The organism is Acinetobacter sp. FDAARGOS_515, assembly GCF_003938865.1.
Classification (GTDB): domain Bacteria; phylum Pseudomonadota; class Gammaproteobacteria; order Pseudomonadales; family Moraxellaceae; genus Acinetobacter; species Acinetobacter ursingii.
Genome location: NZ_RKIX01000003.1, coordinates 2,271,748 through 2,286,493, shown reverse-complemented (window position 1 = coordinate 2,286,493; position 14,746 = coordinate 2,271,748). Strand labels below are relative to the sequence as shown.

Sequence of the window (14,746 nt, the reverse complement as noted above, 5' to 3'; positions counted from 1 at the left end):
AAGGGATACGTTAAAAACGAAACCCTTAAAATGTTTCTTCATCTTTAAGACAAAGCATCCTTTCAGTCTTTTCTAGCATCTTTGCGAACCATTCAACAGACTGCGAACGATTCATCTTTTGAAACTGGTCGTATTCCACATGATGCTGTCTGCACAAGGGGATTGTGAACTCATCACTTGCCTTTATGCCTAACCCCTTATTGTGAGCTGATTGATTACTATGGGCAGCGTCCACTGGTGATCTACCGCATACAACACAAGGTAGCTTTCTAATCGCTTCCAGTCGTTTACGGTCTCGCATAGCGTTTGATACTGTGTTGAATATTGCTGATCTGCTTATCTATGTCGTTAATGCGTTGACGACATGCTTGCTTAAACTGAAACGTTGAATTGAGATGATTAAGACTTTCCAATTTTTCTTTGTCTTGATGCAATGATTCAAGATTCTTCTTTGCTTCGATTAAATCCATGCAATCACCAATAAAAAAACAAAACCCTCAGCATTTCTGTGAGGGCTTTATGTGCCGTAATACGTTCGACAAATGCCACCGAAGTGGCGAGGGTTTAAGGCTTTTGTGCCGTTCATCGGCAGATTAAAAATATTTGAGAATATAGCTTGACTATGCAGGCATTTGTCCGCATAATAGCTACATAGACAGGAGATTAGCTTCGGTCAATAACCACTAGGTGGACATCATGAACAAATCAGAACTTTTCAAAGCAGCTCACAAACTTGCTAAATCAGTTATCAAATCAGGCGACAACTACCGCGTTACTTTCGGTGCAGCAATCAAAGCAATCCTTGAGGGTCTTGTCATGACTACTAAATCAATCGCGGATCAACTTATTGAAGCTGGCGCTAAAGTTTGGGAGAAAGGCAACATGAAACGCATCTACCTAACCAATGACATCGCTTTCAAAATGGGCTTTGGTATTAACTTCAACGACAAAAAACACAAATTGTTCTTTGACTTAAACACCAATCGTTTTGACGGCACTTCTAAAACTTTCGTTCAAGCGCTTAACGCTCAAATCTAATACCAACGCCCTCGAAAGAGGGCAACCAAAGGATTAAAAAAATGAACTACTCTAAATTTTTAACAGCTTGCGAAATGATGTTTGGCCGCTCTTGGCAGTCTCAAGTTGCTGACTATCTAATGATTAGCCGCAAAACAGTTTCTTCTTGGGTTGATCGTCAATCTATACCAAGTTGGGTTGAGATTGAAATCGCACCGCTCATCAATAGGCGAGCAGTTGAAGCCAAGTTTGCTTTGGATTCTTTATCAATGAGTGATGATGATTTTTATCATAATCGAGCAATCTTAAGCGGTGAAGTCTTTCACTATGACGCTGATCGCTATAACTTTGAAGATATTAAACAGTTTATCGAGAATCAGAAATGGACTGTTCTCGATTCTGCTAAATATCAAATCCGTGAAAAATGGTCACTTGAAAGTGTTTTGCGATGGGTTGAAGACCGCATGTTGAGTGAAAACGACATTGCTAGTTATTTAGAGCGCAACGATGCGGCACTTGATGATATCTATGAAATTCAAAATATGCGCGGTGATGCTTGCTCTGACGTAAAGTCTGAAATAGAAGCTATTTACGAAAAAATAAATTAACCAACAAGCCCTCTCCGCGGGGCTAGACGCTACTCATCAATCCATCATCTCGAAATGGGCTATCAATCTGATGTCTTAACTTTCATTCCGTATAGGTCGGGTTGTCATCCCAGATTTTGTATTTCTCTTAGGCCCACTCAGTACGTGACGAAATCGCACTGGATTCAAACCAATTTATACGGCTGGTTTCTGCATCCCACCGTTTGCGCTTTTAGCTGAACAAATGAATGTACAGCGTCACAAATCCGAATTGCCTAATGGCTGACGTTATTTCATAAGATCACCAGTGAGTCAGGTTTATTAAATCTCAGGCATTAAAAAAGCCCCACCAGTGGCAGGGCAAAACTACATATCAAACCAATCTTTTTCTTTTCCGCACTTACTGCACTTTAAAACAACGTGTCCATCATCTGTTCTTGATGTGAAAAAGTGGAAGCAGAATAATCTTTTTAGTAACTGAAGCATGTGAACCTCCAGAAACGCAAAAAGCCCATCGAATGATGAGCTTTTGAGAGTTGGTCACGTTACGGTGTAATACGACCAGTATAGAAATACTATACCTTAGTCAGTAAAATTTTACTAGCTTTATTTTCTCGCTTCTTTAAATGTCTTTTTACGATAAGCTTCAATTTCCTTTGCCGCACTATCGATTGCTGATTCTAATGACAAAAACATCAACTTCTCGTACTGTTGCCATGTAGATTCATATGACTTAAGTGTCATCTGCCAAGTTCGAATGCCTGCATAATAAAGCCGACCTTGTTTAGTGAAATTATTCTCAAGCTCAGGATTTAGAGAAAAATCAATAACCATGCGCGCTATTAAATCAGCCAGCTCTTTAATCTTAATTTTCTCAGGTTCCCTCCTTTTATCCAGCATGGCATTTGTTTTTAAAATTGCGGCTAAATGCGCCTGTATATAGCGATAGTCAATTTCAGATTTCTGGCCAAAGACAATTACCGAAGTAATTGACTTCTCTAGCTGCGTCTCCATTGCTGCAATAGCACCGAGACGATCTTCAAAATTAAGTGGTTTTTCTCCTGTGCCATGTACTACGGGTTCGAAACTTGGTGAACTCGCGGTAATGCCATGAGTCAACCATTCGAAACTTTTAAACTTCTCAACTGCTACTGCATTCATGCCATTCCCCTTATGCTGCTTCGAGCATCAAATACTTCTTAATCTCACTGATTGCTTCATCTGCACCAAAACAGACTTTGCACATATAGCCTTGAGCCTCTAATCGCTGAATCATGATTTGCTGGCTCGGCTGCAACTTGCCCTTTTGAGCTTTCAATTCAATCCACAGGCCGTGCACTTCACCATTCGGAACAATGAGCTGTAAATCTGGCACACCCGGCTTAACACCCATCTTCTTGAGCTTGGTGGCTTCAATAATGTTTCTTGAGCCGCCATTCGGGATATGGAACAGGTAATCACTCAATCGACCATCTTTAAACTTTGTTCTATGTGCCCATGACATGACTGTCATCTGCTCTTGATCTTCTGTTGGCACACGATTGAACTTTTTAGAACGTGCAATCTTTTTCGATTGAATGCGTTGAGCATTTTTGAATATTGTGTTCATACTTCACCGCCCTTGAGCGCTTGCTCTAATTCATCTATCAAGTCAAATAGATTGACTCCACCACAGTTCCAGTCATCAATTAGTTTTTGTGCAACATCCACCCGCTTTTGCAGCTCATCCACCTCTGTCTGGCGGTGCTCCCAAACTTGATCAGCAATCGTCATGCTAATGTTTGGATAAAACCCGTACTCTTCATGAAATCGGTTCCAGTTCGGCCCAAGATGATTAGCCATCATCTCTTCACCCGTCGTCTCAATGAGCCAGTTTTCTAATTCAATGTTTCTTTGCTTATCCATTTCTCACCTCACAACGTGGGCTAACATCGACCATGTCTAAGACTTCGCACTTCACTTGCTTATAAGACTCAACGAGTTCGTAGTCTGTGATGGCTTTTTCCAACATATTCCAACCATCCATACCTAAATTTGATTTAACTGGTTTCCTTTTGAAGGTTGTTTTTGCGGAGCCTAGACTTCCATGCCAACTTATAAGTTCTAGCGACTCAACCACCTGTTTGAGTTCTGAAAGATCTATTGATTCATCAATAAACTCTCGATCAGCAATCGCATTAACCCAATCCTTAAACCCATCAGACCATCTTGCGAAATAATCTGTATACCCTTCTGAGTGAGCATTTTTAATGTACGTATTCGTGTGGAATAGATCAGCACCTTCAGGCGCTCCACTTAAAACCCGCTTAGCCTCATCTATCCCATGCTCTGCTACAAATTTGTGTGCGTTCATACCACCACCTCGATGTGCTGAATCAAGCTTTCAAGCAGTACTGCTGCTCCATTTACTTGAGAAACCATTGCTGTGCATGACGCAGTTGCCCATGCGCTTACCGCTGTAAGGCCTTTTAAGTCTTGATCTACGGTTTGTAGCCAGTGCCGAGAGACGCCTTTCCAGCGCGTTTTAATGCCTCCTTGATCAACTTTGATATGCTTGGCACCGTCTAGCACCTCTTTCATGCTCATCGGTCTATCAAACTGCCATTCCATTTCATGCTCATGCATGGTCCCATCATCTGCTCGAGCAGTTGTCTTGATTACTAGATTCCAGATCTGTTTGCGCTCAACTCGATCAGCACGAAGTAGTGGTACAAACTCACCTTGATAGATCATGTTGAAATGCTCATCTGTCAGGCTGCCTTCAATCGATTCAACCAGCTCAGCCGTCGAGATGATTTCCCATGTTGCTGTTAATTTCTTTTTGATTTTTTTCATTGTTTTTTTCCTTTCAAATCACTTGATTTGATCAATCCATTCCTAATAGCCCAGCGAACACACAAGTCGCAGCGACATGAATGTTTCTTGTAGTGATCAGATGTGCCATGCTTTGGTTTTTCCACCTGATTTACAGCCTGTTTAATTTCGCCACCATTCGCCAAAAACTCGTCAACTTCCTGCTGTAATTTTTGAGACTGCTTTGTCTTGAGCTGTGATGCATTCATGCTTGAAGCTTGTGAGCCGTATTTGAATGCCATAACACCCTGCACTGCTGGATTTTGATTATTCATGCCGCACCTCCTTGCTCATGCAAACTTTCGTAATACTCAGGACTTAAGTCTGCAAAAGTTGATTTTGCTAAATCCGTTGCTAATCGAACTGTGCCAATCGATCCATTACGCGCCTTTCCGATAATGATTTCGGCTGTTCCTGCCTCTTTTGATTCGCGGTTATAGACCTCATCACGATAGATAAACATGATGATGTCCGCGTCTTGTTCTAAGTCGCCTGACTCTTTTAAATCAGCATTCATTGGGCGCTTGTTCGGTCTGTTTTCAAGATTTCGATTGAGCTGAGCCAATGCAAATACAGGGCATTCAAAATCACCCGCAATGCGTTTTAGTTCTGTCGAGATTTCGCCAATATCTTTGTCTGAGCGACCAAAGTTATTTTTTGAAAGCGGTGTGACACGCTGTATGTAATCAACAAAAATTGCTCCAACCTTCCCGTACTTGAGTTGAACTTTTTTTGCTGATCTGCGAATTGTTGCTACCGTTGCCCGGTTGTTGTCATCAATCATGAGCGGTGCTTTTTCTAAAACATTGCCTGCCGCGCTAATGTTCTTCATATCCTCGCTACTAGGGTTAATTCTCCCGGTAAGAACTTTGCGCAGCTCAATACCCCCAATGCCGCTAATGAGACGCTGTGCGATCTGGTGGCCCTTCATTTCGATAGAGCAGAATAAAACTGGTAGCGACTGGTTAATCATCATGTCTGATGCCAAGTTTTGAGCGAAAGTTGTCTTACCCATACTTGGACGCGCACCAATGATGACCAAATCACCTTTGCCTACTTCACCTAGTTTGTTATCCAGTTCGGTAAAGCCAGTGCGAATACCACCATCAAACGGTACGCCTGCATGCAGGGCTTGGTGACGATGAATAAACTCACTGATAGCGACTTTAGAAAACTCATGTGCATGTTTGAGTTTTTCGTCACCCGAGCCTAGATCAAGGTTTTGTATCAAATCTTGAGCTTTGTTGATGGCTGACTCTGCTGTATGCGTCACCATATCGACAGCAATTGAGTTAATTAACTTGCTGGTGTCTTGTAAACGACGACGAGATGCGAAGTCCTTGAGTTTTTTGATATGCGTTTCAAGCGTGTATGGCTGCTTGATTGCTGACATCAAATTCGTGATGAACTTTTCATCGATTTGATTATGCTCTAGCGTATTGGCTTTGATCAGCTCATACACTGTCACTTCATCAAACGATTCACCTTTTGCATGCTGTGCTTTGATGTGACCAAAAATGATTTGATGCTTTGTTGAAAAGAAATCAGATTGATCAAGTACCGAAACAAACTCATCTGCACCCTGATCAGATCCCATGATTGTTGAGAGAGCTGTTTGCTCAAGCGGGATTGAATATAATTCGATCATGCGTTCACCCCTTTGAATTTTTTAGCCACACCTTTGAATTGGGTTTGTGGTTGTTCAGCCGGGATGTTGTCTTGATGGTTTTGGATTTCAGTGTAATCAGGGTTGCGTTTGATGTGTTGCTCAAACTTGTCCGTAATCCAGTTTGCGAATGCGTAGTGTTTTGAAGATTCGGTTTGTTCTTTGTACTCGTAGTGAGCATTGAATGCACCGAGTTGAAATTCGAAATCAGGTAAACCAAAAATCAATTTTAGATTTCTTTGTTGACCCTTCATTTTCAAAATTTCCACCAAAGTTTTTTCTTGTGGAATCCAGTCGTGTTCGCAAGAGAGGTTCATTAAAAGATTCAATGGGAGATTCCCTATCCCAAAATTGGGTGCGTTACCGACCCCAAAATTGGGATCGTTACCATCCAAAATTGGGTGAGTTACCCCATCCGAAGCATCCCGTTTTTGGTCATCTTTAACTGCACCGTTTTTGGTATTGTTTGAACTAACCCGTTTTTGGGTTTCTTCTCTTTGATTGACACCAACAAGTTGCAAAACTCGAACCTGATTTGTAGCACCAGTTCTTTTCCCGGTATCCTCAACTAGGCCTAATTCAATAAGCTGACCAATTACTTTTTGAACAGTCTTAATGTTCAAAACGGTATCTTGAGCAAGTCTTGCATTACTCGGGAAGCATGTATTATTTTCACCAGCACGATCTGCCAACGACAAAAGAACCAATCTTTGTGCTGATGTATTGACTTGCGCTTTCCAAGCCCAATTCATCGCATCTAAGCTCATATACCGCCCCACATGCACATAGCCAGTTCAGCTTTTGCTCTGGCCACTGCAACTGAGTTTTCGAGTGTTTTGTTGAGCGTGTAAGCTTCAACTGCTTTTTGAAACAAACTAATCTTTCGATTTAGTTCGTTGTCTGCTAAAATTTGATAGTTCATTTGATTTATCTCCGATGAATACTTAAAGCCTGATCTTGTCCATCAGGCTTTTTCTTTGTCTAAATCCCCGCAAATCCCTTCCAATCCCTCTGAAATACAAACCTCAGTAGAGATATCCCGCACTAAAGCTTTTAATCCCAAGCGCTCAAAAGATTTTGCTTGTAAATTAAGTACATGCCACTCACCCACGATTTCTTTTTCAAGAAGAAAAGCAAGGTACTGAGCAAGGTCTTTACCCTTAATTTCAGCAAGTGTTTTTGCTCGTTCATGGATTTCAGGAGATAAACGAACATGCGTAGATTTTTTTTCGAGACTCATTTGAGTTTCCTTAGGCTGATAGACATTGGTTTCTTAAATAATTGAAATCAGCGCCCGGACACAAAAGATCACAGGACACACGCCCTTCACTAGCCTTATCAATTCGAATTGCAAGCTCTGCGCTGCATTTCTTGTTGACATAGATGATTTGCTGAAGGTTTCCAAGCGTGGTTAAACATGCTTTAGCAAAGTTCTTGCGATCTTCAATAGACATGCCTTGCAAGTAGTTTTTAAGTTGCTCGGTGCTTGAAGAAGACATGCTAATCTCCTTTTAGTTAAATATTTAGTAAATACTAATTTTAAATACTAATTATGTCAACAAGGATTTAGCAAACGTGAATTTACTTTTTACTAAAAAATAGCTGAAATACTAATTATGGATATTGTTTCTTTAAGACGCATAAATTTGCGCGCAGCGGTAGATGCTGCTATAGCCTCTGGTAGGTTTTCAAGTGATGCAGATTTTGCAAATCACTATGATATTAATCCAAGTCAAATTTCCCAACTTGTAAAAGGTCATGGGAGTTTTGGTGAGAAAGCCGCAAGAAATTTAGAGAAGAAGATAGGCTGGGAAGCGGGATTATTGGACGCAGCACCTGGTGTTGATGATCAGATCCAAAACTTTTTAACTAATACGGCGTCAGCAATTACTACAGATGAACTAACCCAAGAAGAGCGCGACAGTAAAATCTGGATTGATATGTACAACGTTAGATTTTGTAGCGGCATGGGCGAGTCTATTGAATTTCACTTTGATGAAATAAAAAAACAACTGTCTTTTGAGTCATCCTTCTTTGAAAAGAGAAACATAAAACCAAAAAACTTTAAACTCATTATTAATAAAGGCGATAGCAACGAGGAGTATTTGTTTGATGGTGATGCAGTTGGCATTGATACATCAGATACAGATATTCAAGATGGAGAAACATACGCCTTATATTTTGAGGGTGAAGCGCTTATTCGCCAAATATTTAAACAGCAAGGTGGTGTTTTAAAACTTCATCCTAGAAATCCTAAATATGATGATAAGTTGTTTGATACCAATGCGGAGAACTCGGACATAGGGTTGAAGATAATTGGTCGAGTGCGTTATAGATCTGGTTAATTTAAAAAAAACAAATAATTTACCCGCTCATCAAGGCGGGTTTTTTATTAACTAAAATAAATATTTAGCAAAAGACAAATAATTTACTAATTTTATTTAGTGTTTACTATTGACATATCATTTAGTAAATACTAAATTAAACCTCACCAAGACAACAAAAGCCCCTTAACTTTGGACGGCGAAGGGGCTTTTCATAACGATGGAGTTCATTATGGAACAAAACACATTGAAGCACAATACGGCGCACATAGTTCCGTCGCGCTTAAAGCATTGGGCATTAGGTTCTGCCCTAATCTTTGGCTTAACAGGCGCATACGCCCTAGTTTCTGAAAAGCCAGCACCAGTCGCAACCTACCCTGTAAACAAACCATCTGAATATGGCGTTTCTGCAATCAAGATCGATGGCCCTACTTCTGGACAAGCCGTAATCAAGCTCGATGGTTTCTTCATTTACACCAGTTTCGATTTCAAAGCTCATGAAGAAAACTACGGCGTAATTGGTTCTGAACATGAAGTGATTGAAATCACTAATTTGGCGATCGACCGCATTACCGCTATCAATGGTCATGAATACAACGATTTCACCACAAGTGAAGATGTTATCAACATCAAAAACCTTGTGGCAACGCATATTGAAAAAAATCATTTGGTTGGGGGTGTCTAATGGTCACTCCTACTCAACGCAAAACTGAGTTTATCAGCAACGAAAACGGCGAATTTCGCATGCGCCTTTACTCATATGAGTACATTGAAAAAGGTGGCGAAATCTACCGTGTTAGTAAATCGGGATATCTATATCTGATCGACGCTGTCGAACATGCTGAAAAACCTTGGATCCGCGACATATTCGAGCGAGAACGCAAATTCCAAAAACGTAAATCGGCTGCAATTATGTTCAGCGACCCATGCTTTAGACGTGAACGCTACTCAGCGAATCAACGTATTGCTTATAACAATGCCAAATATAACAGCAGGTAATCAAACTGCAAATGTAACTGAATAATGAGGAATGAATAATGAGTATTGCAACGTTAATTTTAGGACAGTCTGGTACAGGTAAATCAGCAAGCTTAAGAAACTTAAATCCTCAACATGTTTTGTTGATTCAAGTGATTAAGAAGCCCTTACCTTTTCGCTCACCAAATTGGACATACATCACCCCCGAAAACAAACAGGGTTCGATTCTTGTGTCTGACAACCCGCAATTTATCATCGATGTGATTAATAAATCTAAGCACCCAATCATCATCATTGATGACTTTCAATATGTCATGGCAAATGAATTCATGCGCCGAAGCACTGAAAAAAGTTTTGATAAATTCACAGAAATTGGGCGAAACGCTTGGGATGTATTCAACGCAGCAATCAACGCCCAAGATCATAAGCGTATCTATCTTCTAAGTCACACTGAAGAAGATAGCCAAGGCAAAACTAAGATTAAAACCATTGGAAAAATGCTGGATGAAAAGATCACACTTGAAGGCATGGTTACGATCTGTCTCCAAACCTCCGTGATTAATGAACAGTATATTTTTCAGACTAAAAATAACGGCAACTCTACTGTTAAGGCCCCTATGGGTCTCTTTGAAGAAGATCATTTTGAAAATGATTTGAATGAAGTAGATAAGACAATTTGCGAATACTACAACATCCGCAACTTCACGCAGCAGCAAAATTCTCAAACTCAACACGCATAAATTCTTAACTATCAACTGGAGCAATCTTCATGAATCAGCAATACAAACAATTTGGTTATAACCCTGAATCAGCAAAACAAGCGGACGGTAGTCTTCGCATCGAGGAGGCAGGCAAATATGTTGGCATTATTAAACATATGGAGTTCATAACTGCTAAATCTGGTACCACGGGATTTGAAATCGAGTTTGAAACTGATAATAAAAAATCGGCTTCATTCTCAATCTGGACTGAGAAAAAAGACGGTACACCCTTGAGTGGGGTTCATAAAATCAATGCATTACTCGCTTGCGTAGGTGCTCGCGGGCTAACCCCAACAAATGCGCAGTTGGAAAAATATGACTACGATGCCAAAGAGCGTGTTATGAAAAACTGCATTGTGGCACCTGAGGTTGCAGGCAAACGCATTGGTTTTCTTTTGCAGCGCGAAAACTACCAGAATGATAGCGGCGACTGGAAACACCAAATGAATTTCTTCTCTTGTTTTCACGCTCAAAGCGAACTCATGGCCAAAGAAATCGTAGAGCGCAAAACCTCACCTGAGGCGCTTCCAAAATCCCTTGCATCTCTAGTGGCGAATCCTACCACCACACGAAAACCTAAAAACAACGGAGGATACAATGGAGGCAATCAAGGATATGGTCAGAACAATAGTTATGGTCAAAGTGGATTTGACGACTATTACAACAACGATGTGCCGCCAGTTCTGAATAACTCGCAACATGATGATTTTCCATATTGAGGATTGATTCATGAATGCAATTATTTTAGATACCGAAACTAACAAGTTAAATGGCTACCCGATTGAAATTGCGTATGCACCTTGCTCATTTGAGCAAGGGGTGTTCAACATAAATCAAGATATGGTTTTTGATGAATACTTCTCTTACCCAGAGCCAATTAGTCTTGGTGCGATGGCGGTACATCATATTCTTGAAAGCGATATTGCCGAAAAACCAAGCTTTGAAACATTCAAACTACCAGGCAATGTTGAGTTTATGATTGGCCACAATATTGATTACGACACTCAAGCCATTCAGCTTTGTGATAAGACCGTTCAGGTTAAAGCAATTTGCACTTTAGCCCTATCAAGAATGGTGTGGTCAGATCTGGACGCACACAATCTGTCCGCAATTTATTACCACGTTATGGCTGACAAGGAGTTGGCAAGAAAACATCTTCGCAATGCTCACAACGCCAAAGCCGACATTTATTTTACTGGTGTGATTTTAAAACATCTCGTTGATGCATTGGCTATCAAAGATATGCAGTCATTGCACTTATTTTCTGAGAAAGCGCGCATTCCTCAAAAAATTACTTTTGGCAAGCATAAAGGCACAGCCATCAACAAGTTACCCAAGGATTATGTTGGCTGGTTACTTCGCCAGCCTGACACAGATAAATACTTGCGTAAAGCGCTGGAGATCGTGTCATGAAATTCCACTACTCAAGCCAGACACGACTTTTAGTCGTGTTCGGAAGCAAGATGGACCACCATTTTGAAAATGTGAATGCTTCCGAGATTGAATCATTAATTTGTGATGCGAAGTTTAAAGAAGCAATTTGGAGATCGAAATGAATACACCAGTTGATCTAAATGATGTCTTGTTTGCACAACTCGAGCGTCTCAGCAATCCAAATCTAAAAGGTGGAGAGCTTGAAGCGGAAATTCAAAAAGCTGAAGCCATTGAGAAAATAAGCGAGCAAGTCATAAAGAATAATAATATGCGCTTAAGTGCAGCAAAATTGGTAGCTGAGTATCGTGGTGTTAAAAATGCCGATTCAGTAGAAATTCCACAGAACTTAATTGGGTGATCTATGCCAAAAGGTGCTGCAATTAAATACACCTGGGAGCAATTAGATTTTATTAAATCCAATTGCTCCTTAGAGCGAAAAATATTAACTGAAAAAACAAATCTTAAGTTTGGGACGACCTTTACAGTTGATCAAATTAAGTCTTTATGTACACGCAAAAAATGGAATACAGGAAGAACTGGATGTTTTGAAAAAGGTTTAAAACCGTGGAATGTTGGAACTAAAGGTCTCACAACTGCGAATAAAACCAGCTTCAAGAAGGGTCAAAAGACCTGGAATAAAAAACCGATTGGCTATGAGCGAATATGCCCCAAAGATGGCTATATCTTAATAAAAATAGCCGAACCGAGTGTTTTTGATTTAAAGCATCGCATTGTATGGGAAAAAGCTAATGGTGCTGTGCCTTTGGACCATGTCATTGCTTTTAAGAATCAAGACAGAACCGATTGCCGTTTAGAAAACTTAATTTTAATGAGTAAGGCTGAAATGGTTCGTTATAGTCAAAGCTTCCACAAACTGGCCACCCCACAAAGCAATGAGGCGTGTTTATTAATGGCCAAGATTAAAAACAAAAAACACCAATTAAAGAAAGAGGTGTCGTGATGATTGATTTAGAAAAAGAATACAAAGCATTTGAAAATACTTGGATTTTGCTCGGTGCTTCATTTAAGAATTTTAAGCGTGGTAGCAACAATATGTATCACTTCTGCGGTGATATTACAGATTTAACTGATACTGAAAAGACATTAACTCTAAGTTGCATTAACACAGCGTTAGCAATGTGGTTACTCCAAGCAAGAGCTAAACAAGCCAAAATCGAAAAGCTCAAAGAGAAGTTGGCGAAGGTTGAAAGTGATGAGTTTGTGGTGGTGCCTAAATCAGAAATCGAAAACTGGTACTTAGATGAAAGCGAATGTGTTTGGTATGAAAAGGATAGCATAGATGGCTATCTTGAAGATTTAAATAACGGTGAAGTGCTTGAAGTTCAGCGTAAAGAATATGTGGTCATAAACAGTAATCCTGTATTTGCTACCAATGTTTTTACTGACTCTGACAATATTCAGTGGGAATTATTCGATTCAAAAGAAGATGCTGAAAAAGCAGCAGCACATTGTAAGGCGATGGTTGAAGCACAAGGAGATGGGGATGAGTGATCTTAATTTCGAGCAACTTTATTTAATGGCCCTAAAAAATTCCAAGAAGCCGAAGTACCTTTTAAATTGGGTTCATGTTTCAAGGCATGGTCCAGGATCAACTAAAGCAATCCAAATCTGTAAGCACTTTGGAATCGATCCCGAAGGCACAGAATTTAGAAAAGAAGCTGAAGGAGGTTGATGTGAGTAAACGATTAAATAAGCTTGATCAAATGACATCTGAGGAGAAGCTGGTTCATGCAAAACAATTCTGGATTGCGCCGAATGATGCAGTATTTCCACCCGAAACGATTGCTGTGGTTTTTAATGTTTCACTTTCTTGGTTGCAGCTAAAAAGATGCACTGGTGGTGGTATACCATTCATAAAAGGCGCAAGAAAAGTTAGCTATCAAAAGTCAGATGCTATAGAGTATTTTAATCGGCAGAAGTTAAAAAGCACTTCAATGCAAGCGGCCAATTGAGCCGCTTTAATTTTGTTTGCTATAGCGATTTTGGTGTATACCTTGTGTATACCAAAAATCCAAAATAAAAGTATACCCTGTGTATACTAAAAAAATATATTTCAATGTTTTTAATTGTTGACTGTTGTTGATTAACGCAATAATAAATTGATTATTAACGAAAAAATATTTATTATTATTGCTTAATGTTGAATGAAGTTTAGTGTAAACCTTGAACTTAAGGGTTCAAGGGTAAAGACATTGCAGCGGCATCTTCGGAGGCATTTTTATTTTTACATAACAACAATTTAGACAAATATCTCATCTCCAAAATTACCCATATTTCCTTCAAAAATAGACCCCTAATAGACTTCATAATTATTGTGTTGTATCGTTAGAAATTGCTTATCACTGCTATAACTGAAATGGCCAATCATATTAAATTTACAAAATCAGCAATAGACTCAATCCCACTTTGTCAGGATAAACAAGTTTTCTATCGAGATACTACGACAATAGGATTTGGTTTGTGCGTCGGTAAGACAAAAAGCTATTTTGCAGAAAAAAAGATGCCAAATGGCAAATCAAAGCGTAAAGTGATAGGAAAGCACGGCGTTTATACACTTGAGCAAGCCAGAGCTGAAGCTAAACGTCTACTTATTTTAATGGATGAAGGAGTAGACCCAGTTCAACAAAAAAAGCAGGTTCGCGTTAATTCTCTTTCTAATCAGGAACTATCTAGGTTAATTCCAACAGTTGCTGAAGCTTATATACTTTACAAGGATAGAAGACCTTTATCAAAGGACTCAATCTATTATTGGACTGTCAACACTCTCCTAGACAAATATCGTCTATTCTTTTTGCATAGGAGAGAACATTATGAGTGGACAGGGACTCATACGATAATGCTTTAGCTGAAACGGTAAACGGTTTATACAAAACAGAGGTGATTGAATATCTAAAAGCAGATTGGCAAGGTTTAGTAGATGTAGAACTTGCGACATAAAACTGGGTGGATTGGTTTAATAAAAAGCGTGTACATAGTGCTCTAGGTTATGTATCACCATTTGAGTTTGAAGCAATGTACTATGATAAGATTAACCCGTTAGGTCAGGTAGCCTAACTCAAATAAAAATATCTCCGACAAACCCAGTACGGTTCACACCGCGGATGC

The 14,746-nt window shown here is 39.7% G+C and carries 26 protein-coding genes and 2 pseudogenes; 15 read left to right on the top strand and 13 right to left on the bottom strand.

Going from position 1 to position 14,746, the window contains the following annotated elements:
* Positions 1-25: 25 nt before the first annotated feature.
* Both EGS47_RS12635 and EGS47_RS12630 read right to left on the bottom strand, forming a co-directional pair.
* Positions 26-301: a DUF968 domain-containing protein gene (locus EGS47_RS12635; RefSeq protein WP_125269691.1), complete on the bottom strand. Its 276-nt coding sequence runs from the start codon at positions 299-301 to the stop codon at positions 26-28.
* Entirely contained in the window at positions 288-470 is a 183-nt protein-coding gene (locus EGS47_RS12630; RefSeq protein WP_125269690.1) for a hypothetical protein, read from the bottom strand. Before EGS47_RS12630 ends, EGS47_RS12635 begins: the two co-directional genes overlap by 14 nt.
* A gap of 226 nt (positions 471-696) precedes the next feature.
* On the opposite strand from EGS47_RS12630, the gene EGS47_RS12625 reads away from it, so the two are divergent.
* Positions 697-1,038: a hypothetical protein gene (locus tag EGS47_RS12625; protein WP_125269689.1), complete on the top strand. Its 342-nt coding sequence runs from the start codon at positions 697-699 to the stop codon at positions 1,036-1,038.
* Positions 1,039-1,079: 41 nt separating this feature from the next.
* On the top strand, positions 1,080-1,625 hold the full coding sequence (locus EGS47_RS12620; protein ID WP_125269688.1) for a helix-turn-helix domain-containing protein: 546 nt from the start codon (positions 1,080-1,082) through the stop codon (positions 1,623-1,625).
* A 585-nt stretch (positions 1,626-2,210) separates the two neighbouring features.
* Here EGS47_RS12620 and EGS47_RS12615 read toward each other — a convergent pair.
* The 11 genes from EGS47_RS12615 to EGS47_RS12570 are packed head-to-tail and all read right to left on the bottom strand — an operon-like array spanning position 2,211 to position 7,622.
* Positions 2,211-2,765 carry a hypothetical protein gene (locus EGS47_RS12615; RefSeq protein ID WP_125269687.1) on the bottom strand — a complete coding sequence of 185 codons (555 nt, stop codon included), beginning with the start codon at positions 2,763-2,765 and terminating at the stop codon, positions 2,211-2,213.
* A 10-nt stretch (positions 2,766-2,775) separates the two neighbouring features.
* Positions 2,776-3,213, bottom strand: coding sequence for a VRR-NUC domain-containing protein (locus EGS47_RS12610; RefSeq protein ID WP_125269686.1), 438 nt, complete (start codon positions 3,211-3,213; stop codon positions 2,776-2,778).
* The gene (locus EGS47_RS12605; protein WP_125269685.1) at positions 3,210-3,509 is read right to left on the bottom strand and encodes a hypothetical protein; all 300 of its coding nucleotides are present in this window, start codon (positions 3,507-3,509) and stop codon (positions 3,210-3,212) included. The genes EGS47_RS12610 and EGS47_RS12605 overlap by 4 nt, the downstream gene beginning before the upstream one ends.
* Positions 3,502-3,957, bottom strand: a complete 456-nt coding sequence (locus EGS47_RS12600; protein ID WP_125269684.1) for a hypothetical protein — start codon at positions 3,955-3,957, stop codon at positions 3,502-3,504. The genes EGS47_RS12605 and EGS47_RS12600 overlap by 8 nt, the downstream gene beginning before the upstream one ends.
* Positions 3,954-4,439 carry a hypothetical protein gene (locus EGS47_RS12595; RefSeq protein ID WP_125269683.1) on the bottom strand — a complete coding sequence of 162 codons (486 nt, stop codon included), beginning with the start codon at positions 4,437-4,439 and terminating at the stop codon, positions 3,954-3,956. The genes EGS47_RS12600 and EGS47_RS12595 overlap by 4 nt, the downstream gene beginning before the upstream one ends.
* Positions 4,436-4,732 (bottom strand): hypothetical protein, encoded by a 297-nt coding sequence (locus EGS47_RS12590; RefSeq protein WP_125269682.1) that lies wholly within the window; start codon positions 4,730-4,732, stop codon positions 4,436-4,438. The genes EGS47_RS12595 and EGS47_RS12590 overlap by 4 nt, the downstream gene beginning before the upstream one ends.
* Complete coding sequence (locus EGS47_RS12585; RefSeq protein ID WP_125269681.1) at positions 4,729-6,105, bottom strand: replicative DNA helicase; 1,377 nt, start codon at positions 6,103-6,105, stop codon at positions 4,729-4,731. The genes EGS47_RS12590 and EGS47_RS12585 overlap by 4 nt, the downstream gene beginning before the upstream one ends.
* Positions 6,102-6,890: a helix-turn-helix domain-containing protein gene (locus EGS47_RS12580; RefSeq protein ID WP_125269680.1), complete on the bottom strand. Its 789-nt coding sequence runs from the start codon at positions 6,888-6,890 to the stop codon at positions 6,102-6,104. The genes EGS47_RS12585 and EGS47_RS12580 overlap by 4 nt, the downstream gene beginning before the upstream one ends.
* A complete protein-coding gene (locus tag EGS47_RS18430) occupies positions 6,887-7,045 on the bottom strand; it encodes a hypothetical protein (RefSeq protein ID WP_171455420.1) in 159 nt (52 codons plus the stop codon). The genes EGS47_RS12580 and EGS47_RS18430 overlap by 4 nt, the downstream gene beginning before the upstream one ends.
* Positions 7,046-7,087: 42 nt before the next feature.
* Positions 7,088-7,363 carry a hypothetical protein gene (locus tag EGS47_RS12575; RefSeq protein WP_125269679.1) on the bottom strand — a complete coding sequence of 92 codons (276 nt, stop codon included), beginning with the start codon at positions 7,361-7,363 and terminating at the stop codon, positions 7,088-7,090.
* Between the two features lie 10 nt (positions 7,364-7,373).
* Positions 7,374-7,622: a hypothetical protein gene (locus tag EGS47_RS12570; RefSeq protein WP_125269678.1), complete on the bottom strand. Its 249-nt coding sequence runs from the start codon at positions 7,620-7,622 to the stop codon at positions 7,374-7,376.
* 117 nt (positions 7,623-7,739) lie between these two features.
* Between EGS47_RS12570 and EGS47_RS12565 the strand changes: the two genes are divergently transcribed.
* The 13 genes and pseudogenes from EGS47_RS12565 to EGS47_RS12505 all read left to right on the top strand — a co-directional run.
* Positions 7,740-8,468: a S24 family peptidase gene (locus EGS47_RS12565; RefSeq protein WP_125269677.1), complete on the top strand. Its 729-nt coding sequence runs from the start codon at positions 7,740-7,742 to the stop codon at positions 8,466-8,468.
* 211 nt (positions 8,469-8,679) lie between these two features.
* Positions 8,680-9,132, top strand: a complete 453-nt coding sequence (locus EGS47_RS12560; RefSeq protein ID WP_125269676.1) for a hypothetical protein — start codon at positions 8,680-8,682, stop codon at positions 9,130-9,132.
* The gene (locus EGS47_RS12555) at positions 9,132-9,446 is read left to right on the top strand and encodes a hypothetical protein (RefSeq protein WP_125269675.1); all 315 of its coding nucleotides are present in this window, start codon (positions 9,132-9,134) and stop codon (positions 9,444-9,446) included. The genes EGS47_RS12560 and EGS47_RS12555 overlap by 1 nt, the downstream gene beginning before the upstream one ends.
* Positions 9,447-9,484: 38 nt before the next feature.
* Positions 9,485-10,165: an ATP-binding protein gene (locus EGS47_RS12550; RefSeq protein WP_125269674.1), complete on the top strand. Its 681-nt coding sequence runs from the start codon at positions 9,485-9,487 to the stop codon at positions 10,163-10,165.
* 29 nt (positions 10,166-10,194) lie between these two features.
* Complete coding sequence (locus tag EGS47_RS12545; RefSeq protein WP_125269673.1) at positions 10,195-10,905, top strand: hypothetical protein; 711 nt, start codon at positions 10,195-10,197, stop codon at positions 10,903-10,905.
* Positions 10,906-10,915: 10 nt separating this feature from the next.
* The gene (locus EGS47_RS12540) at positions 10,916-11,599 is read left to right on the top strand and encodes a 3'-5' exonuclease (RefSeq protein ID WP_125269672.1); all 684 of its coding nucleotides are present in this window, start codon (positions 10,916-10,918) and stop codon (positions 11,597-11,599) included.
* 139 nt (positions 11,600-11,738) lie between these two features.
* Complete coding sequence (locus EGS47_RS12535; protein ID WP_125269671.1) at positions 11,739-11,978, top strand: hypothetical protein; 240 nt, start codon at positions 11,739-11,741, stop codon at positions 11,976-11,978.
* A 3-nt stretch (positions 11,979-11,981) separates the two neighbouring features.
* On the top strand, positions 11,982-12,581 hold the full coding sequence (locus EGS47_RS12530; RefSeq protein ID WP_125269670.1) for an HNH endonuclease signature motif containing protein: 600 nt from the start codon (positions 11,982-11,984) through the stop codon (positions 12,579-12,581).
* Positions 12,581-13,132, top strand: coding sequence for a hypothetical protein (locus tag EGS47_RS12525; protein ID WP_125269669.1), 552 nt, complete (start codon positions 12,581-12,583; stop codon positions 13,130-13,132). The genes EGS47_RS12530 and EGS47_RS12525 overlap by 1 nt, the downstream gene beginning before the upstream one ends.
* Complete coding sequence (locus EGS47_RS12520; RefSeq protein WP_125269668.1) at positions 13,125-13,313, top strand: hypothetical protein; 189 nt, start codon at positions 13,125-13,127, stop codon at positions 13,311-13,313. The genes EGS47_RS12525 and EGS47_RS12520 overlap by 8 nt, the downstream gene beginning before the upstream one ends.
* Before the next feature lies 1 nt (position 13,314).
* Entirely contained in the window at positions 13,315-13,593 is a 279-nt protein-coding gene (locus tag EGS47_RS12515) for a DNA-binding protein (protein ID WP_416376708.1), read from the top strand.
* Positions 13,594-13,997: 404 nt separating this feature from the next.
* Positions 13,998-14,384, top strand: a pseudogene (locus tag EGS47_RS12510) (Arm DNA-binding domain-containing protein); the annotation flags it as partial.
* A gap of 80 nt (positions 14,385-14,464) precedes the next feature.
* Positions 14,465-14,695 (top strand): annotated as a pseudogene (locus EGS47_RS12505) (integrase core domain-containing protein); the annotation flags it as partial.
* Between the last annotated feature and the right edge of the window lie 51 nt (positions 14,696-14,746).